Source organism: Micromonospora siamensis, from assembly GCF_900090305.1.
Taxonomy (GTDB): domain Bacteria; phylum Actinomycetota; class Actinomycetes; order Mycobacteriales; family Micromonosporaceae; genus Micromonospora; species Micromonospora siamensis.
The window spans coordinates 1,390,100-1,406,279 of sequence record NZ_LT607751.1; the positions used below are offsets into that span (position 1 = coordinate 1,390,100).

The following is a 16,180-nucleotide window of genomic DNA, read 5'->3' on the forward strand; positions in this document are numbered from 1 at the left end:
CCTGACGCCGACGAGGAGGCCCAGCCGTGCTCGAAAACCTGAACTGGTGGGAGATCGGTGCGCTGCTGCTCCTGGCGCTGCTGATCTTCGGTGACCGGCTGCCCCAGGTGATCAGCGACGGGCTGCGGATGGTGCGCAACCTGCGCAACATGGCCCAGAACGCCACCGGCGACCTGAGCCGCGAGTTGGGCACCGACATCCAGTTGCAGGACCTCCACCCGAAGGCGTTCATCCGCAAGCACCTGCTCAGCGAGGAGGACGAGCAGGCGCTCCGCAAGCCGTTGCAGGGCGTCTACGACAACCTCCGCGCCGACGTGACCGGCGTGCACAACGACCTGAAGGACGTCGCCTCCGCCGCCGACATCCGGTCCACCAACGGTCGCGGCCCCTCCGCCCCGGCCGCCGGCGGCGTCCCGGCCGCCCCGGCTCCGGCGCCCCGCTCGCACGCGTACGACGACGACGCCACCTGATCCCCGGAGCGGGTCTCGTCGCAGCGGAGGGTTCGGGCTCAGCGGGATGCCCGCTGTGGCTGACTGGTCGGGCGGGCATACGAGGTGCGAGCGGGATACCTCAGAGTCATTTTGATACCCGCGAGGTATCACGCTCGCAGATTCTTCCGGGCCCGGCGTGGGGCCGGCCGTCATCCGCTGAACAGGCTGCCGGGCGTGAGACAAGGTGCCGCCGACGCGACGTAGGGGCCTGGCGCGACGAAGGCCGCGACATGGCGAAGGCCGCGACATGGCGAAGGCCCCCGCGTCGGCGGGGGCCTTCGTGGCGTTCGTCAGCGACCGGCGGGCTTCAGGCCCAACGGCTTGCCCAGCAGCGACTCGCGGCGCACGGCGAGCCGGTCGGCGACCGCGCCCAGCGCCTTCGACGCCGGGGCGTCCGGCTGGGCCAGCACGATCGGGGTGCCGGCGTCGCCGCCCTCCCGGACCCGGGTGTCCATCGGGATCTGGCCGAGCAGCGGCACCTGCGCGCCGATGGTGCGGCTCAGCGACTCGGCGACGGCCTCGCCACCACCGGCGCCGAAGACCTCCATCCGGGACCCGTCCGGCAGCTCCAGCCAGGACATGTTCTCGATGACGCCGACCACCCGCTGGTGGGTCTGCAGGGCGATGGCGCCGGCCCGCTCGGCCACCTCGGCGGCGGCGGTCTGCGGGGTGGTGACCACCAGGATCTCGGCGTTGGGCAGCAGCTGCGCGACCGAGATGGCGATGTCACCGGTGCCCGGCGGCAGGTCGAGCAGGAGGACGTCGAGGTCACCCCAGTAGACGTCGGCGAGGAACTGCTGCAACGCCCGGTGCAGCATCGGGCCGCGCCACACCACGGCCGCGTTGCCCGGGGTGAACATGCCGATCGAGATGACCTTCACGCCGTGCGCCTGCGGCGGCATGATCATGTCCTCGACCCGGGTGGGTGCGCCGTCGGCGCCGAGCATCCGGGGCACCGAGTGGCCGTAGATGTCCGCGTCGACCACACCGACGGAGAGGCCGCGGGCGGCCAGCGCGGCGGCCAGGTTGACCGTGACGCTGGACTTGCCGACGCCACCCTTGCCGGAGGCGACCGCGTACACCCGGGTCCGCGAGCCGGGCTGGGCGAACGGGATCACCGGTTCGGCGGCGGCGCCGGCCCCACCGCGCAGCTTCGCCTGGAGCTCCTGGCGCTGCTCGGGGCTCATCACGCCGAAGTCGATCTGGACACCCGTCACGCCGGGGACGGCGGCCACCGCGGCGGTGATGTCGGTGCGCAGCTTGTCCTTCAGCGGGCAGCCGGCCACGGTGAGCAGCAGCTCGACGCGGACCACGCCGTCGTCGTCGATCGCCGCGGAGCGGACCATGCCCAGCTCGGTGATCGGCCGGCGGATCTCCGGGTCGTTGACGGTGGCCAGGGCGGCCTGGATCGCGTCGGAGACGGTGCTGACGGGTGCTGACATGCCGGCAATGTTACGTCGGCGGTGGTCCCGGTCCGCCGCTGGCGGGCCGGGGTGTGAGGGAATCGATGACCGGAGGTCAACCGGACGCGGGGGGACGATCCGCTCGGTGCTCGGGCCGGCCGTCCCGGGCGAAGTCGGTGTCCAGCTCGTCGCGGGGCTCGTCGAGCGGTTCGGCGCCCCGCTGCGCCCGCTCCTGCTGGCGGCGTTCCAGCTTCTGTCGGCGCTGGTTCGCCTCGTCCAGCTCCTCGGCCAGCCGGGCCAGTTCGGAGCGGAGGAAGTCCCGGGTGGCCACCTCGCCCAGTGCGATCCGCAGCGCGGCGACCTCCCGGGCCAGGTACTCGGTGTCCGCCTTCTGCATGGTGGCCCGCCGCCGGTCCTCCTCCAGCGCCACCCGGTCCCGGTCCGTCTGCCGGTTCTGGGCGAGCAGGATCAGCGGCGCCGCGTACGACGCCTGGAGGGAGAGGACCAGGGTCAGGAACGTGAAGGTGTACGGGTCGAACTGCAGGTCCCGCGGGGCGAGGGTGTTCCACAGGAACCAGGCGGCGATCACCACGGTCATGTAGACGATGAAGTTCGCCGTACCCATGCCCCGGGCGATGCCCTCGGACCACCGGCCGAACGCCTCCGGGTCGAACCTGGGCAGCTTGACGCCCCGGGGCTCGCGCGGCTGGTCCAGCCGCTCGGCCCGTCGCTGGTCAGCCATCGGCGCCGTCCGTCGTCTCGTCGGCGGGGGCCGGGGTCGCCACGGCGTCCCGGTCGCGCCAGTCGCGGGGCAGCGAGTGGTCCAGCACGTCGTCGACGGTGACCGCCCCCACCAGCCGGTTGTTCCGGTCGATCACCGGCATGGCGACCAGGTCGTAGGTGGCCATCCGGCGGGTGATCTCGGGCAGCGGGGTGCCCGGGCGCAGCGGGTCGATGTCGTTGACCACGATCCCGCCCAGCAGGTCGGCCGGCGGCTCGCGGAGCAACCGCTGGAAGTGGACCATGCCCAGGTAGCGGCCGGTGGGCGTGGTCATCGGCGCCCGGGCCACGAAGACCTGCGCGGCGACGGCCGGGGAGAGCTGGGGTTCCCGGATCCGGGCCAGGGCCTCGGCGACGGTGGCGTCCGGCGGCAGGATCACCGGCTCGGAGGTCATCACGCTGCCCGCCGTGCCGGAGGTGTACTTCAGCAGCTGGCGTACCGGGTCGGCCTCGTCCGGCTCCATCAGGTCCAGCAGCACGTCCTGCTCGGGCGGGGGCAGCTCGTTGAGCAGGTCGGCGGCGTCGTCCGGGTCCATCTCCTCCAGCACGTCGGCGGCCCGCTCCCGGTCCAGCGCGGCCAGGATCTCCACCTGGTCGTGCTCGGGCAGCTCGCTCAGCACGTCGGCCAGGCGTTCGTCGTTCAACGCGGCGGCGACCTCGTTGCGCCGGGCGTCGGGCAGGTCCTGGAGGGCGTTGGCCAGGTCGGCCGGGCGCATGTCCTCCAGCACGGCGAGCAGGTTGGCGGTGCCCCGGTTCTCGCCGATGCCGCTGAGCCCGCGTACCCGGTCCCACTCGACCTGGTGCAGGTGCCCGCGTCGGCCCAGCCGGCCGGCCTGCTCGCGGACCGCCACCCGGCTCAGCGACCACTCGCCGCCGCGGCTGCACTCCATCGCCACGTCGACCACCGCGCCGGACTGGCCGCCGGGGTCGAGCTGCACCCGCCGGTCCAGCAGCTCCTGGAGTACGAGCAGCTCGTTCGGCCGCTTCTCGAAGCGGCGCAGGTTGAGGGTGCCGCTGCCGAGCACCACGGCGTCGGGATCGATGGAGGTGATCCGGTTGAGGGAGAGGAAGATCCGCCGGCGCATCGGCATTTCGGCGACCAGGCCGACGACCTCCGGCGGTCGCTGGGTCGGCCGGATCCGCGCCACCGCGTCACGGACCCGACCCACCTGGTCACCGTTCGGATCGAAGACGGCGACTCCGGCGAGTCGGGCGATGTAGACCCGGGTCGGCGTGCTCACGGGCACCAGCCTAAGCGCCTACTGTTTATCAACATGTCGACCTTGTCCTACGAGATCGTGGACGTCTTCACCGACCGTCCGTACGCGGGGAACCCGCTGGCCGTGGTGTTCGGTGCCGAAGCGCTCGCCACCGAGCAGATGCAGGCGCTCGCGGTGGAGTTCAACCTCTCCGAGACGGTGTTCGTGCTGCGCCCCACCCAGGTCGGCGCCACCTACCGGGCGCGGATCTTCACCCCGGCCGCGGAGCTGCCCTTCGCCGGGCACCCGAGCGTGGGCGCAGCGGTGACGGCCAGCCGGCGGGGCATGTTCGGTGTGGGCAAGGTCACCCAGGAGTGCGGCGCGGGGGTGCTGCCGATCGAGGTCACCGCGACTGGGGCGACCCTCACCGGGGGTACGCCCACCCTCGGCCCGGAGCTGGACCCGGAGCCGCTGCTGGAGATGGTCGGCCTGGCCGCCGCCGACCACGCCGGTCCGCCGCCCCGGGTGGCCGGCTGCGGGCTGGAGTTCCCGTACCTGCCGGTGCGCCCGGACGCGGTGGCCCGCGCCCGGGTGAACGCGGCTGCTGCTGAGCGGTACGGCGTGGAGCACGTCAGCGTCTTCTCCTGGGACGCCGACGCGCAAACCGCACACGCCCGGGTCTTCGTGCCGGGACTGGGTGTCCCCGAGGACCCGGCGACCGGTTCGGCGGCCCTCGGGTTGGGCGTCTGGCTGGTGGCGAGCGGGCTGCTGCCGGGCGAGGGCCGGTCGGCGTACACCGTCCACCAGGGCATCGAGATCCACCGGCCGTCGGTGCTCTCCTGCACGGTGACGGCGATGGGCGGGGCGGCGGCCGGCGCGACGGTCTCCGGCCAGGTCATGCCGGTGGCCCGCGGCGAGATCATGGTCCCGCCCTTCGTCGGCTGACCGTTGCCGTCACCGTCGCCGGTGGCGTCGCCCGGGTCCGGTGTGCCCGCCTCCCGGGGGCCGCGGTGCGGGAGCGGATGGTGGGCTGGGAAGGGTGCCGGTCCTGGTGCGGACGACGTTTCGGGTGCCTACGGACTTGAGAGCGTGGACGACTCACGGGCCGGGCCGGGCCCGCTTCGGTATGGCGAGGAGTGAGACCGGGAGCGGTCGCCTGAGTCGTCGGTGCTCTCAAGCCTGTAGGGGCCGACGGGTGGTTGGCGGCGGAACTCGTCGCGCGGGCGCCCCGGGCGCCCCGCCGATGACCGGTGCGCCCCGGTCCGGGTGCCCGGACGGCTCGTCGTGCGGGAGGATGCGGGGGTGACCGACGAGGTGGAGACCCGCGAGACCACGCCGCTGGTGGACGAGGCGATGAAGAAGGCGGCCGTGGCCTGGGTGAGCGTCGCCGACGGTCCGGCGCTGGCGCTCTGGTGCATGCCGCTCGAGAGTGCGCTCTTCGTGGTCAGCGGTCCGGGCGAGCAGTCCGCCCCGGGGCTGGCCGACGCCACCGAGGCCCGGGTGACCCTGCGCGGGGACCACGGCGGCCGGATCGTGACCTGGCCGGCCCGGGTGACCCGGCTGGCCCCCGGCACGGAGGCCTGGGAGACGGCGGCGCCGCTGGTGGCAGCCAAGCGGCTGAACGCGCCGGGCCCCACGGCCGAGCTGGTGGCCCGATGGGCGGCCGACGGCTGCGCGTTGACCCGGCTCGACCCGGCCGGCACCCCGGACGCCGGCACCGACCTGCCGGACGCGTCGCTCGCCGAGGTGCCGCGCGGTGCCCCGGTGGTCCGTCAGACCCGCAAGCCGTTCCGGCTCCACCGGGTCCGCCGCCGCTGAGTCAGCTCGCCACGCAGACGGGTGTCGCGGCCCGGTCGACCAGGTCCAGGACCTCGGTGAGCGAGTGCAGCACCGGGCCCGTCCAGTCGGGCTCGGCGTCGAAGACCAGGTGCCCGGCCAGGTCCGGGGTGATCAGCCGGACGGCCGTCAGGCCGGCGTGCTGCGCACCCGTCAGCTCCCGGCTGCCGCCGTCGCCGACGTACAGGCACTGGCCGGGTTCCAGCCCGAGCCGCCGGCACGCCGCCAGATAGAGCGCCGGGTCCGGCTTGCAGCGGCCCACCTGCACCGAGAAGACCCGCACGTCGAGCAGGGGCGCGACGGCCAGCTGCGGCAGGAACGCCGGCAGCTCGTGGGTGCAGTCGCTGACCAGCCCGGTGCGTACGCCCCGGCGGCGCAGCGCCGCGAGCACCGGCACGGCGTCGGCGCGCAGCCGGGTGTCGGCGCGTACCGCCAGGTGGCGGGAGGCCACCGCCGCGCGGACCGCGCTCGCCGACGGGCGTACGCCGACCTGCGCGCACACCCAGCGCAGGCACGCCTCGGCGTCGCCCAGCGAGCCGCTGGCCCGCCGGTAGTAGGTGCGGTCGAGCACCTCGGCCAGCCGCTCCGGGGAGCAGCCCAGCAGCTCGGCGGTGGCCCGGTGCGCCCCGCCCCGCCGCACGGCACTGGTCAGCGTGCCGAAGAAGTCGAAGAGCACCGCCTGGTAGCTGGGCATGGGGGAGCGCCTCCGGGCGGTCGAGGGGGTGTCGCCGGCGCGGACGCGCATGATCGTAACGGAGTGCTGACGATCCGTGTTGTCCCCTGGTCGTGTGAGGATTGCTCCCCGTGCAGCCAATCCAGCCCCGCCCGCCGGTCGACCCGCTGACCGGTGCCGCCCTCCTGCTCGCCGTGGTCGCCGTCTCGTCCTCGGGGCCGCTGATCGCGTTCGCCGCCGCGCCCGCCCTGGCCATCGCCTTCTGGCGCAACACCCTCGCGGTCGGTGTGCTCGGCCCGTTCTCACTGGTCCGGCGGCGCGCCGAGTTCCGCTCGCTGACCGTGGGCGACGGCCGGCGGGAGGGCTGGTACTGCGTGCTCTCCGGGGTGGCGCTCGCCGCGCACTTCGCCACCTGGATGTCCGCGGTGCAGCTCACCTCGGTCGCCGCCGCGACTGCGCTGGGCGCCACGCAGCCGGTCTGGCAGGGGCTGATCGCGCGCTGGCAGGGGCGCCGGCTGCCGGGTGTGGTCTGGGTCGGCATCGGGGTGGCCGTGCTCGGCGCGGCCCTGGCCACCGGCGCCGACCTCACCGTGTCCGGCCGCGCGGTCGCCGGTGACCTGCTCGCGGTGGCCGGTGGGATGTTCGCCGCCGTCTACACCGCGTTCGGCGAACGGGCCCGGGTGGCGATCAGCACCACCACGTACACCACCATCTGCTACGGCGTCTGCGGGCTGATCCTGCTGGTCGTGTGCCTGGCCACCGGCGTGCCGCTGGTCGGCTTCGACACCGGCACCTGGCTGGCGATCCTCGGCCTGGTGGCCGGCGCGCAGCTGCTCGGGCACTCGATGTTCAACTACGCGCTGCGCCGGATCTCCGCCACCACGGTCAGCGTGCTGATCCTGCTGGAGGTGCCGGGCGCGGCCCTGCTGGCCTGGGTCTGGCTGGGGCAGGCGCCCCGCCCGCTGGCGCTGCCCGGCCTGGCGATGCTGGTGGTCGGGGTGGTCGTGGTGGTGCTCGGCGGCGCCCGCGCGGTGCGCCGCGGCGCACCGGTGCCGCTCCCCGCCGACCCCGCCCCGCTCGCCGACTGAGCTTGCCGAAACGGCCGCCAGGCGGGCGTGGGGTCCGCGACAGTAGCGGTCATGGGACGCGACGCCGGTGACGAGGGCGGGAGCGCCGTCACCCCGTCGGCCGAGTTCCCGCCGTTGCGGCCGGAGGAGGTCGACCGGCTGGGCCGGATCGGGCAACGCTGGCGCGGGCCCCGGCCTTCGGACGGACTGCCGGTCGACCCGACCCTGGACCGGTACCGGGGCCGACCGGCCGCGGGCCGGTCCGGCCGGCTCACGCCGATCGAGATGTTCGCCGTCGCGCCGCCTGAGCCGGCCGTCGCGCCGCCGGAGCAAGGCGGGGCGCCGGCCGGCGAGCTGATCGCCGGCGAACCGGCCAACCTGCCGCGCTCCCGGCCGGTCCGGGCGCTCACCCGGCTGCGCCGCGCGGTCGTCGGCCCGCCACTGCGCAGCTCGGCGGTGCTCTACGAGCGGATGCGCAAGCTGGTCGCCCTGCCGGTCCTCTCCTCCGACCTGCTCAGCTCGGTGGCGTACGGACCGGAGGCGATGCTGAGCGTGCTGGTGCTGGCCGGCGGTGGGGCGCTCGGCCTGTCGCTGCCGCTGGCCGCCGCGCTGGTGGTGCTGATGATCGCGGTCGGGATCTCCTACCGGCAGACCATCCCGGCGTACCCGCACGGTGCCGGGTCGTACCTCGTGGCCTCGGACAACCTCGGCGCCGGGGCGGGACTGACCGCCGCCGCCGGGCTGATGCTCGACTACGTGCTGACCGTGGCGGTGTCGGTGGCGGCCGGGGTGCACGCGGTCACCTCGGCGCTGCCGGGGCTGGCGCCGTTCACCGTGCCGCTCGGGGTGCTGGTGATCGTGGTGCTGCTCGCCGGCAACCTGCGCGGCGTGCGTACCGCCGGCAACATCTTCGTGCTGCCCACGTACGCCTTCGTGGTCGCGGTCCTGGCGCTGCTCGTGGCCGGCTGGCTGCGCGCGGCCGGGCGCGGGTTCGCGCCGGTGGCGCCGCCCCCGGTGCCGGCGGCCGAGGGGCTGGGCCTGCTGCTGGTGCTGCGGGCGTTCGCCTCCGGCGCGGTCTCGATGACCGGCATCGAGGCGGTCTCCAACGCGGTGCCGGCATTCCGGCCGGTCGAGTGGCGCAACGCCCGGACCACGCTGGGCTGGATGGTCACGATGCTGGTGGTGCTCTTCGCCGGGCTGACCGGGCTGATCCACCTCGACGGCCTGGTGCCCCGGCCGGAGGAGACCATGCTGTCCCAACTGGGCCGGCTCACCTTCCCCACCGGCCCCTGGTACGCCCTGATCCAGGCGGCGACCGCGCTGATCCTGCTGCTGGCCGCGAACACCGCCTTCAACGACTTTCCCCGGCTGCTGTACTTCATGGCCCGCGACGGCCACGCGCCGCGCCGGTTCCTGCACATGGGGGACCGGCTGGCGTTCAGCAACGGGCTGCTGGCCCTCTCGGTCGCGGCGACGACGGTGTTCGTGGTGTTCGGCGGGCACACCGCGTCGTTGATCCCGCTCTACGCGGTCGGGGTGTTCCTCGCGTTCACCCTCTCCCAGGCCGGGATGGTGGTGCACTGGCGCCGCCGGCCCGGGCCGGGGTCACGACGTCGGCTCGGGCTCAACGCGCTCGGCGCGACCCTGTCCGGGCTGGTGCTGCTGACCGCCGCGACCGCGAAGTTCGCCGAGGGCGCCTGGCTCATCGTGGTCGCCGTACCGCTGCTGGTGCTGCTGTTCCACCGGATCCACCGGCACTACGCCACCCTGCACCGGGCCCTGGAGTTGCGTCCGCCGCCGGTCGGTCCCGCGCCCGCCGGTCCCGCGGAGGGCGAGGAACTGCCCCAGCAGGTACGCCACCTCGTGGTGGTGCCGGTGGCCCGGCTGAACCGGGCGTCGCTGCGTGCCCTGGCGTACGCGGCGTCGCTCGGTCAGCCGACGCTGGCGGTGCACATCGCCCCGGAGGAGGCCGAGGCGGACCGGTTCCGGGAACAGTGGCGGGCCTGGGGTTCACACGTCCGGCTGGAGACGATCGTGTCGCCGTACCGGGCGGTGATCGGGCCGCTGGCGCACTACCTGGAGGCGTTGCACGCGGTTGGTCCGGAGCTGACGCTCACCGTGATCGTGCCGGAGGTGGTGCTGCGTCGGCGCTGGCACCGGCCGCTGCACAGCCGGGCCGAGCAGCGGCTGCGGGCCGCCCTGCGACCGCTGCCGCAGGTGGTGGTGACCAGCGTCCCGGTGCACCTCGTCGGCTAGGGCAAGGGCTGTCAGGCGTCGTGGACCTCGAGCACCCGGGTGGTGGGCGCGTCGTCGCCGAGCGCGGCGCGCAGCGCCACCCGCTCCGGGTCCACCAGGAACGCCTCGTAGCCGGCCCGCTCGGCGAACCGGATCAGGTGCACCTCGCTGCGCCCGTCCGCGGTCCGCAGCCGCCGTTCCAGCCGCCCCCGGTGCCGGCCGAGCAGGGCCAGCACCGCGTCCTCGTAGCGCCGGCCCGCCTGCACCCCGGCCATCTCCACCAGCGCGACCAGCAGCAGTTCCCCGCCGTCGTCGCCCGTTTCGTTCCCCGTCGTCATGCCGGGAAGTATGGCAGCGCCGACCGGTTCCGGCGCTCCCGGAAACCGTCAGCCGTCGATGCCGACGGCCTTGGCGCTGGCCGTCCAGAGCCGCGCCGAAAGCGTCGGGTCGGCCGCCTTGCGCAACGGCCGGCGCAGCCGCCGGTCGGCGTAGTAGCCCCCGTCGACCAGCCGGGACGGGTCCTGCCCGGCCAGCCAGACCAGCGTCTCGGCGCCCTTCTCCGGGCTGCGGAACGGCAGCAGCCGCATCCCGAGGGCGACGAGCCGGCTGTCGGCGCCGAACCGGGTCCGCACCACCCCCGGGTGGAAGCAGTACGCCGGGATCTCCGGCCAGCGCCGGGCCGCCTCGGCGGTGAACAGGATGTTCGCCTGCTTGCTGGTGCCGTACGCGCGCATCGGCCGGTAGCCGCGCAGCTGGCCGTTGAGGTCCTCCGGGTCCAGTCGGCCGCTGCGGTGCGCGCCGGAGGCGGTGACCACGATCCGGCCCACCCGGTCGGCGAGCAGGTTGCTCAGCAGGAACGGGGCCAGGTGGTTGGCCTGGATGGAGAGCTCGAAACCGTCGACCGTGGTGACCGGCTCCAGCACGATCGCCCCGGCGTTGTTGGCGAGCACGTCGATCCGGTCGTACGCGGCCCGCAGGTTCTCCGCCAGCCGGCGTACGTCGTCGAGCACCGCGAAGTCCGACCGGAACAGCTCGGGGCGCTCGCCGGAGGCCTCGCGTACCCGGTCGCCGGCGGCCTGTAGTCGGGCCGGGTCCCGGCCGACCAGCACCACCCGGTCGCCACGGCGGGCCAGTTCCTCCGCGGCGGCCAGGCCGATGCCGGAGCTGGCCCCGGTCACCACCACGGTCCGCCGCCCAGTGAGATCTTCCACAGGTCCATTCACCCCGGTCACGGCACGAGGTTACCGTGGCGTCACAACGCCCTTTGGGATCGTTAAGTTCTCACATTCCGCCAGGTGGCGTCGGCGTGCCCGCCGGACGCTGGAAGGAGCGCATCCATGGCCGCTGTCGGTCGCCCCCGTCGGTCCTGCCTCGCCGTACCGGGTTCCAGCGTCAAGATGCTCGGCAAGGCCCAGGGCCTCCCGGCCGACCAGGTCTTCCTCGACCTGGAGGACGCAGTCGCCCCGCTGGCCAAGCCGGACGCCCGCAAGAACATCGTCGCCGCGCTCAACGAGGGCGACTGGGCGGGCAAGACCCGGGTGGTCCGGGTCAACGACCTGACCACCTCCTGGACCTATCGGGACGTCATCGAGGTGGTCGAGGGGGCGGGCGCCAACCTGGACTGCATCATGCTGCCCAAGGTGCAGAACGCTGGCCAGGTGCAGTGGCTGGACCTCACCCTTACCCAGATCGAGAAGACCCTGGGCCTTCCGGTCGGCAGGATCGGCATCGAGGCGCAGATCGAGAACGCCGCCGGCCTGGTGAACGTGGACGCGATCGCCGCCGCCTCGCCCCGGGTGGAGACCATCATCTTCGGCCCGGCCGACTTCATGGCCTCGATCAACATGAAGTCGCTGGTGGTGGGCGCGCTGATCCCGGACTACCCAGGCGACCCGTACCACTACATCCTGATGCGGATCCTGATGGCCGCCCGGATGCACGACAAGCAGGCCATCGACGGCCCGTTCCTGCAGATCCGCGACGTCGACGCGTTCCGCGAGGTGGCGAAGCGTTCGGCGGCGCTCGGCTTCGACGGCAAGTGGGTGCTGCACCCGGGCCAGATCGACGCGGCGAACGAGGTGTACGCGCCGGCGCAGGCCGACTACGACCACGCCGAGCTCATCCTCGACGCGTACGAGCACTACACCTCGGAGGCGGGCGGCCGGCTCGGCGCGGTGATGCTCGGCGACGAGATGATCGACGAGGCGTCCCGCAAGATGGCCCTGGTCATCTCCGCGAAGGGCCGGGCGGCCGGGATGACCCGTACCTCCACCTTCACCCCGCCGGAGCGGTGACCCGGAACGCGTGACGCGGGCCGTCCCGGGCGACCGGGACGGCCCGTCGCACGTCAGGAGCCGGCGGTGCCGGTGTCCGACTGGCTGGCCGCCCAGATGAACAGGCCCGACAGGACGAGGGTGGCCACCACCGCGAGCGCGGTGGTGATCCAGCCGATGATGATGCCGGCCGTCGCGAAGCCCTCGCCGCCCTCGCCCCGCTCGCGGAGCTGCCGGCGCGACGTGTAGCCCAGGATCAGGCCGACGATGCCGAGGAAGCCGCCGAGGCCGTACGCGCAGAGCCCGAGCGCGGCGACGATCGACACCACCATCGAGGCGATGGCCAGCCCGTTCTGCGGCGGGTTCGGCCGGTAACCGGCCGGCGGATATCCCGGCGGCGGCTGACCGTACGGGTCGTAGGTGGATTTCGTGCCGGCGTACGGGTCGCCCGGCGCGGGCGGCTGCGGAACGGCGACGCCACCCATGGGCAGGGTCGGGTCGGCGGGCGGGGTGGAGTGCGGGCCGGGTGCGGCCGGCTCCGGCCAGCCGGCGTTGGGCGGGGGATAGCTCATCTGTTCTTCGTCCGTTCCGGGTAGGGGTGCGCGCGGTCAGGGTAGCCATCGCCGGCACACCCGGGGCGTCCCCTTCCGAGTGCCGCGTTGCCCGGGGCACTTCCAGCGGGCAGGATCTCGGCATGGCACATGACGCGCGCGGCGCGGACCGGTCCGGTGGCCGCCCGAGGCGGGACGTCAGCCGCCCTGGCCTGGCCCGGCGCAGCCGTACGCCGGCCGGGGTGGGGCGCGACGAGCCCGCGCCGACGTCCGACCTGGTGACGATGCGGCTCGACGGCCGGGTGGCCCTGGTGACCGGCGCGGGTAGCCCCGACGGCATCGGGTACGCGACCGCCCGGCGGTTGGCCGACCTGGGCGCCAAGGTCGCGATCGTCTCCACCACCCGGCGCATCCACGAGCGCGCCGAGGAGCTGGGGGTGACCGGCTTCGTCGCCGACCTGACCGACGAGTCGGAGGTGGGCGCGCTCGCCGACGCGGTGACCGACCAACTCGGCGACGTCGAGGTGCTGGTCAACAACGCCGGGCTGGCCAGCCGGGCCAGCCCCGAGGTGCTCCGCCCGGTGACGCAGCTCAGCTACGACGAGTGGCGGGGGGAGATCGACCGGAACCTGACCACCGCGTTCCTGTGCAGCCGCGCCTTCACCGGCGGGATGGTCGAGCGGGGCTGGGGGCGGATCGTCAACCTGGCCGCCACCGCCGGCGCGGTGAACGCGCTGCCCACCGAGGCCGCGTACGCGGCGGCGAAGGCGGGCGTGGTGGGGTTGACCCGGGCGTTGGCGATGGAGACGGTCACCGACGGGGTGACCGTGAACGCGGTCGCGCCGGGCATCATCCACACGGCGGCCTCGACGCTGGTGGAGCTGAAGCAGGGCCACGGCACACCGGTCGGCCGGCCGGGTATGCCGGACGAGGTCGCCGCCGCCGTCGCCTTCCTCTGCTCGCCGGCCGCCTCGTACATCACCGGGCAGATGCTGGTGGTCGACGGCGGGAAGAGCGTCGGCGAGTCGCACTTCCGCTGACCGCCCGGCGTCCGCTGCCCGGCGCCGGGGTCAGCGGTACGTGCCGTGGTCGCCGGAGCCGGCCCAGAAGGCGAAGGCGATCCAGCCGCAGCAGGCGAGCAGCCCGAGCGCGGTGAAGACGTAACTGAGGATCAGGCCCCAGAAGGCGAGCTGTTCGCCCTCCTCCCCGGTCTGCCGGATCTGCCTCCGGGCCAGGTGGCCGAGGACGATCCCGGCGGGGGAGAAGAGGAAGGCGAAGACCAGGGACAGGACGGCCAGCACGTTCATGCCCGGCCTCGGTCCCCACTGTCCGGGGTGCTGCCCGTAGGGCGGGGGTGGTCCGTACGGCTGCCAGCCCGACGGTGGCTCGTACGGTGACGGCGGCTCGTCGCCGGCCCGCCCGTACGGAGGTGGCTGGTCCGGTCCGCCCGGTGCCGGTGGCTGGCCCATGCTGCGTCCACCCCTTCCGCACGCTGCCGCCCACGGCGACGCCGCAGGTCAGGACCCCTTTCTCTTGCGGACGCTACCCGCAGCGGTGAACCTTTTCACAGCGGTTGTGTGTACCGGTCACCTTGGCCTCGCCGGGCGCGGGGTCGATACTGACCGAGCGTTCAGTTACCCATGAGTAATGCGCCGAATCCCCCGGAGGCTGAGATGGCCCGACTCGCCCAGACGCCCGGCCTGACCGATGTGCAGCGGTCGATCCTGGAAACCGTCCGGGAGTTCGCCGACAAGGAGATCATTCCGCACGCCCAGCGGCTGGAGCACGCCGACGAGTACCCCACCGACATCCTCGACGGGATGCGCGAGATGGGGCTGTTCGGCCTCACCATCGACGAGGAGCACGGCGGCCTGGGCGAGTCCCTGCTGACCTACGCCCTGGTGGTCGAGGAGCTCTCCCGGGGCTGGATGTCGATCTCCGGCATCGTCAACACCCACTTCATCGTGGCGTACCTGATCTCCCAGCACGGCTCCGCCGAGCAGAAGGCCCGGCTGCTGCCGAGGATGGCCACCGGCGAGGTGCGCGGCGCCTTCTCGATGTCGGAGCCTGAGTGCGGCTCGGACGTCTCGGCGATCAAGTCGAAGGCCGTCCGCCAGGGCGACGACTACGTGCTCAACGGCCAGAAGATGTGGCTGACCAACGGCGCCTACTCGTCGGTGGTCGCGACCCTGGTCAAGACCGACACCGGCGCCGACTCGGTCTACGGCAACATGAGCACCTTCCTGCTGGAGAAGGAGCCCGGCTTCGGCGAGACCGCCCCCGGCCTGACCATCCCCGGCAAGATCGACAAGATGGGCTACAAGGGCGTCGAGACCACCGAGATGGTCCTCGACGGGGTCACCGTCCCGGCCTCCGCCGTGCTCGGCGGGGAGGAGAAGGTCGGCCGCGGCTTCTACCAGATGATGGACGGCATCGAGGTCGGCCGGGTCAACGTGGCCGCCCGCGCCTGCGGCATCTCCATCCGGGCCTTCGAGCTGGCCGTCGCGTACGCCCAGCAGCGCAAGACCTTCGGCCAGCCGCTCGCCCGGCACCAGGCCATCGCCTTCAAGCTCGCCGAGATGGGCACCAAGATTGAGGCCGCGCACTCGCTCATGGTCAACGCCGCCCGGCTCAAGGACGCCGGCCAGCGCAACGACGTCGAGGCCGGCATGGCCAAGCTGCTCGCCTCCGAGTACTGCGCCGAGGTCGTCCAGGAGGCGTTCCGCATCCACGGCGGCTACGGCTACTCGAAGGAATACGAGATCGAGCGGCTGATGCGGGAGGCGCCGTTCCTGCTGATCGGCGAGGGCACCTCGGAGATCCAGAAGACCATCATCTCCCGCGGCCTGCTCAAGGAGTACAAGCTCTGAGCGGCGAGAAGGGGCTCCCGCCGACCCGGGGGCCCCTTCTCAACCCGCCGGCACGGCCGGTTCCGGCGCGCTGACCGGCAGGCCGGTCGACAGGGCCTGCGGCCGGTGCCGGAAGTACTCGATCGCGGCGAGCAGCCGGTCCTCGCCGACGGCCGTGTCCCGGCCCCCCACCACCGGCGCCGGCTGGAGCGAGACCCACCGCACCGGCCGCAGCCGCACGCCGTCCAGCCGCCCGTCGTTCTTGTGCGGGCTGACCCGGTCGATGTTCGTCCAGTCGTACACTCGGCGGCCGTGCCGGACGCCCCCGGCGGTCAGCGCGAGCCGGCCGGTGAACCGCGCCTCCTCGTAGCCGATCCGGCCCACCACCACCGCGATGCCGGCCCACACGACGACCCAGGCGATCCTGCCCCACGGTCGCTCGTCGGGCAGCAGGGAGGCCACGGCCAGGGTCAGCGTCACGCCGAACAGGGCGTCGACGACGAGGTCGGCACAGCCGGCGAGCGACCGGCGCGCCACCAGTCCCGGCTCGACCGCGTCCCGACCGGCCACCCGGGCCCGCCAGGCCAGCCGGCCGCGCGCCCGCGGACGCCACCGCCGCTCCAACCACTGCACGGCGGGGAGCGCCCAGGCCACCCCCGCGAAGCTTTCCGTGTCCCATCCCCGCGTCCGCCAGAGCGCGCCGCCGACCAGCGCGGCCACCGCCGCGCCGACCGCGAGGGCGAGCAGCCGCCGCGACCAGAGACCGTCACCGAGCGGGGGTACGCGGACCGCACGCGGCAGGGGCATGCGCGCAGGGTACGAC

17 protein-coding genes are annotated in these 16,180 nt (G+C 73.7%); 8 read left to right on the forward strand and 9 right to left on the reverse strand.

What is annotated here, in order from left to right; translation table 11 throughout:
* The first annotated feature begins 26 nt into the window (after window positions 1-26).
* A complete protein-coding gene (locus tag GA0074704_RS06465) occupies window positions 27-470 on the forward strand; it encodes a Sec-independent protein translocase family protein (RefSeq protein WP_088969648.1) in 444 nt (147 codons plus the stop codon).
* A gap of 311 nt (window positions 471-781) precedes the next feature.
* On the opposite strand, the gene GA0074704_RS06470 is transcribed toward GA0074704_RS06465, so the two are convergent.
* The 3 genes from GA0074704_RS06470 to GA0074704_RS06480 form a co-directional block, all read right to left on the reverse strand.
* Window positions 782-1,933, reverse strand: a complete 1,152-nt coding sequence (locus tag GA0074704_RS06470) for an Mrp/NBP35 family ATP-binding protein (protein WP_088969649.1) — start codon at window positions 1,931-1,933, stop codon at window positions 782-784.
* 76 nt (window positions 1,934-2,009) lie between these two features.
* Window positions 2,010-2,636 (reverse strand): DUF1003 domain-containing protein, encoded by a 627-nt coding sequence (locus GA0074704_RS06475; RefSeq protein ID WP_088969650.1) that lies wholly within the window; start codon window positions 2,634-2,636, stop codon window positions 2,010-2,012.
* On the reverse strand, window positions 2,629-3,915 hold the full coding sequence (locus GA0074704_RS06480) for a magnesium transporter MgtE N-terminal domain-containing protein (protein WP_088973495.1): 1,287 nt from the start codon (window positions 3,913-3,915) through the stop codon (window positions 2,629-2,631). The genes GA0074704_RS06475 and GA0074704_RS06480 overlap by 8 nt, the downstream gene beginning before the upstream one ends.
* Before the next feature lie 33 nt (window positions 3,916-3,948).
* Here GA0074704_RS06480 and GA0074704_RS06485 point away from each other — a divergent pair, with 33 nt between their 5' ends.
* Window positions 3,949-4,818 (forward strand): PhzF family phenazine biosynthesis protein, encoded by an 870-nt coding sequence (locus tag GA0074704_RS06485; protein WP_088969651.1) that lies wholly within the window; start codon window positions 3,949-3,951, stop codon window positions 4,816-4,818.
* Between the two features lie 408 nt (window positions 4,819-5,226).
* Window positions 5,227-5,691: a hypothetical protein gene (locus GA0074704_RS06490; protein WP_172880866.1), complete on the forward strand. Its 465-nt coding sequence runs from the start codon at window positions 5,227-5,229 to the stop codon at window positions 5,689-5,691.
* Window position 5,692: 1 nt separating this feature from the next.
* On the opposite strand, the gene GA0074704_RS06495 is transcribed toward GA0074704_RS06490, so the two are convergent.
* A complete protein-coding gene (locus GA0074704_RS06495; RefSeq protein WP_088969652.1) occupies window positions 5,693-6,403 on the reverse strand; it encodes an HAD family hydrolase in 711 nt (236 codons plus the stop codon).
* A gap of 101 nt (window positions 6,404-6,504) precedes the next feature.
* Between GA0074704_RS06495 and GA0074704_RS06500 the strand changes: the two genes are divergently transcribed.
* Both GA0074704_RS06500 and GA0074704_RS06505 read left to right on the forward strand, forming a co-directional pair.
* Window positions 6,505-7,470, forward strand: coding sequence for a DMT family transporter (locus GA0074704_RS06500; RefSeq protein WP_377471201.1), 966 nt, complete (start codon window positions 6,505-6,507; stop codon window positions 7,468-7,470).
* Between the two features lie 51 nt (window positions 7,471-7,521).
* Entirely contained in the window at window positions 7,522-9,705 is a 2,184-nt protein-coding gene (locus tag GA0074704_RS06505) for an APC family permease (RefSeq protein WP_088969653.1), read from the forward strand.
* An 11-nt stretch (window positions 9,706-9,716) separates the two neighbouring features.
* On the opposite strand, the gene GA0074704_RS06510 is transcribed toward GA0074704_RS06505, so the two are convergent.
* Window positions 9,717-10,022 carry a hypothetical protein gene (locus GA0074704_RS06510; RefSeq protein WP_088969654.1) on the reverse strand — a complete coding sequence of 102 codons (306 nt, stop codon included), beginning with the start codon at window positions 10,020-10,022 and terminating at the stop codon, window positions 9,717-9,719.
* Window positions 10,023-10,070: 48 nt separating this feature from the next.
* Window positions 10,071-10,895, reverse strand: a complete 825-nt coding sequence (locus tag GA0074704_RS06515; RefSeq protein WP_088969655.1) for an SDR family NAD(P)-dependent oxidoreductase — start codon at window positions 10,893-10,895, stop codon at window positions 10,071-10,073.
* A 126-nt stretch (window positions 10,896-11,021) separates the two neighbouring features.
* Between GA0074704_RS06515 and GA0074704_RS06520 the strand changes: the two genes are divergently transcribed.
* Window positions 11,022-11,978, forward strand: coding sequence for an HpcH/HpaI aldolase/citrate lyase family protein (locus GA0074704_RS06520; RefSeq protein WP_088969656.1), 957 nt, complete (start codon window positions 11,022-11,024; stop codon window positions 11,976-11,978).
* A gap of 53 nt (window positions 11,979-12,031) precedes the next feature.
* Here GA0074704_RS06520 and GA0074704_RS06525 read toward each other — a convergent pair whose 3' ends face one another.
* Window positions 12,032-12,529, reverse strand: coding sequence for a DUF4190 domain-containing protein (locus GA0074704_RS06525; protein WP_088969657.1), 498 nt, complete (start codon window positions 12,527-12,529; stop codon window positions 12,032-12,034).
* A 191-nt stretch (window positions 12,530-12,720) separates the two neighbouring features.
* Here GA0074704_RS06525 and GA0074704_RS06530 point away from each other — a divergent pair, with 191 nt between their 5' ends.
* Window positions 12,721-13,548 carry an SDR family NAD(P)-dependent oxidoreductase gene (locus tag GA0074704_RS06530; RefSeq protein ID WP_172880868.1) on the forward strand — a complete coding sequence of 276 codons (828 nt, stop codon included), beginning with the start codon at window positions 12,721-12,723 and terminating at the stop codon, window positions 13,546-13,548.
* A gap of 30 nt (window positions 13,549-13,578) precedes the next feature.
* Here GA0074704_RS06530 and GA0074704_RS29855 read toward each other — a convergent pair whose 3' ends face one another.
* On the reverse strand, window positions 13,579-13,815 hold the full coding sequence (locus tag GA0074704_RS29855; RefSeq protein WP_377471197.1) for a DUF4190 domain-containing protein: 237 nt from the start codon (window positions 13,813-13,815) through the stop codon (window positions 13,579-13,581).
* Window positions 13,816-14,181: 366 nt separating this feature from the next.
* Between GA0074704_RS29855 and GA0074704_RS06540 the strand changes: the two genes are divergently transcribed.
* Window positions 14,182-15,378: an acyl-CoA dehydrogenase family protein gene (locus GA0074704_RS06540; protein ID WP_088969660.1), complete on the forward strand. Its 1,197-nt coding sequence runs from the start codon at window positions 14,182-14,184 to the stop codon at window positions 15,376-15,378.
* A 39-nt stretch (window positions 15,379-15,417) separates the two neighbouring features.
* Here GA0074704_RS06540 and GA0074704_RS06545 read toward each other — a convergent pair whose 3' ends face one another.
* Complete coding sequence (locus GA0074704_RS06545) at window positions 15,418-16,164, reverse strand: hypothetical protein (RefSeq protein WP_088969661.1); 747 nt, start codon at window positions 16,162-16,164, stop codon at window positions 15,418-15,420.
* Between the last annotated feature and the right edge of the window lie 16 nt (window positions 16,165-16,180).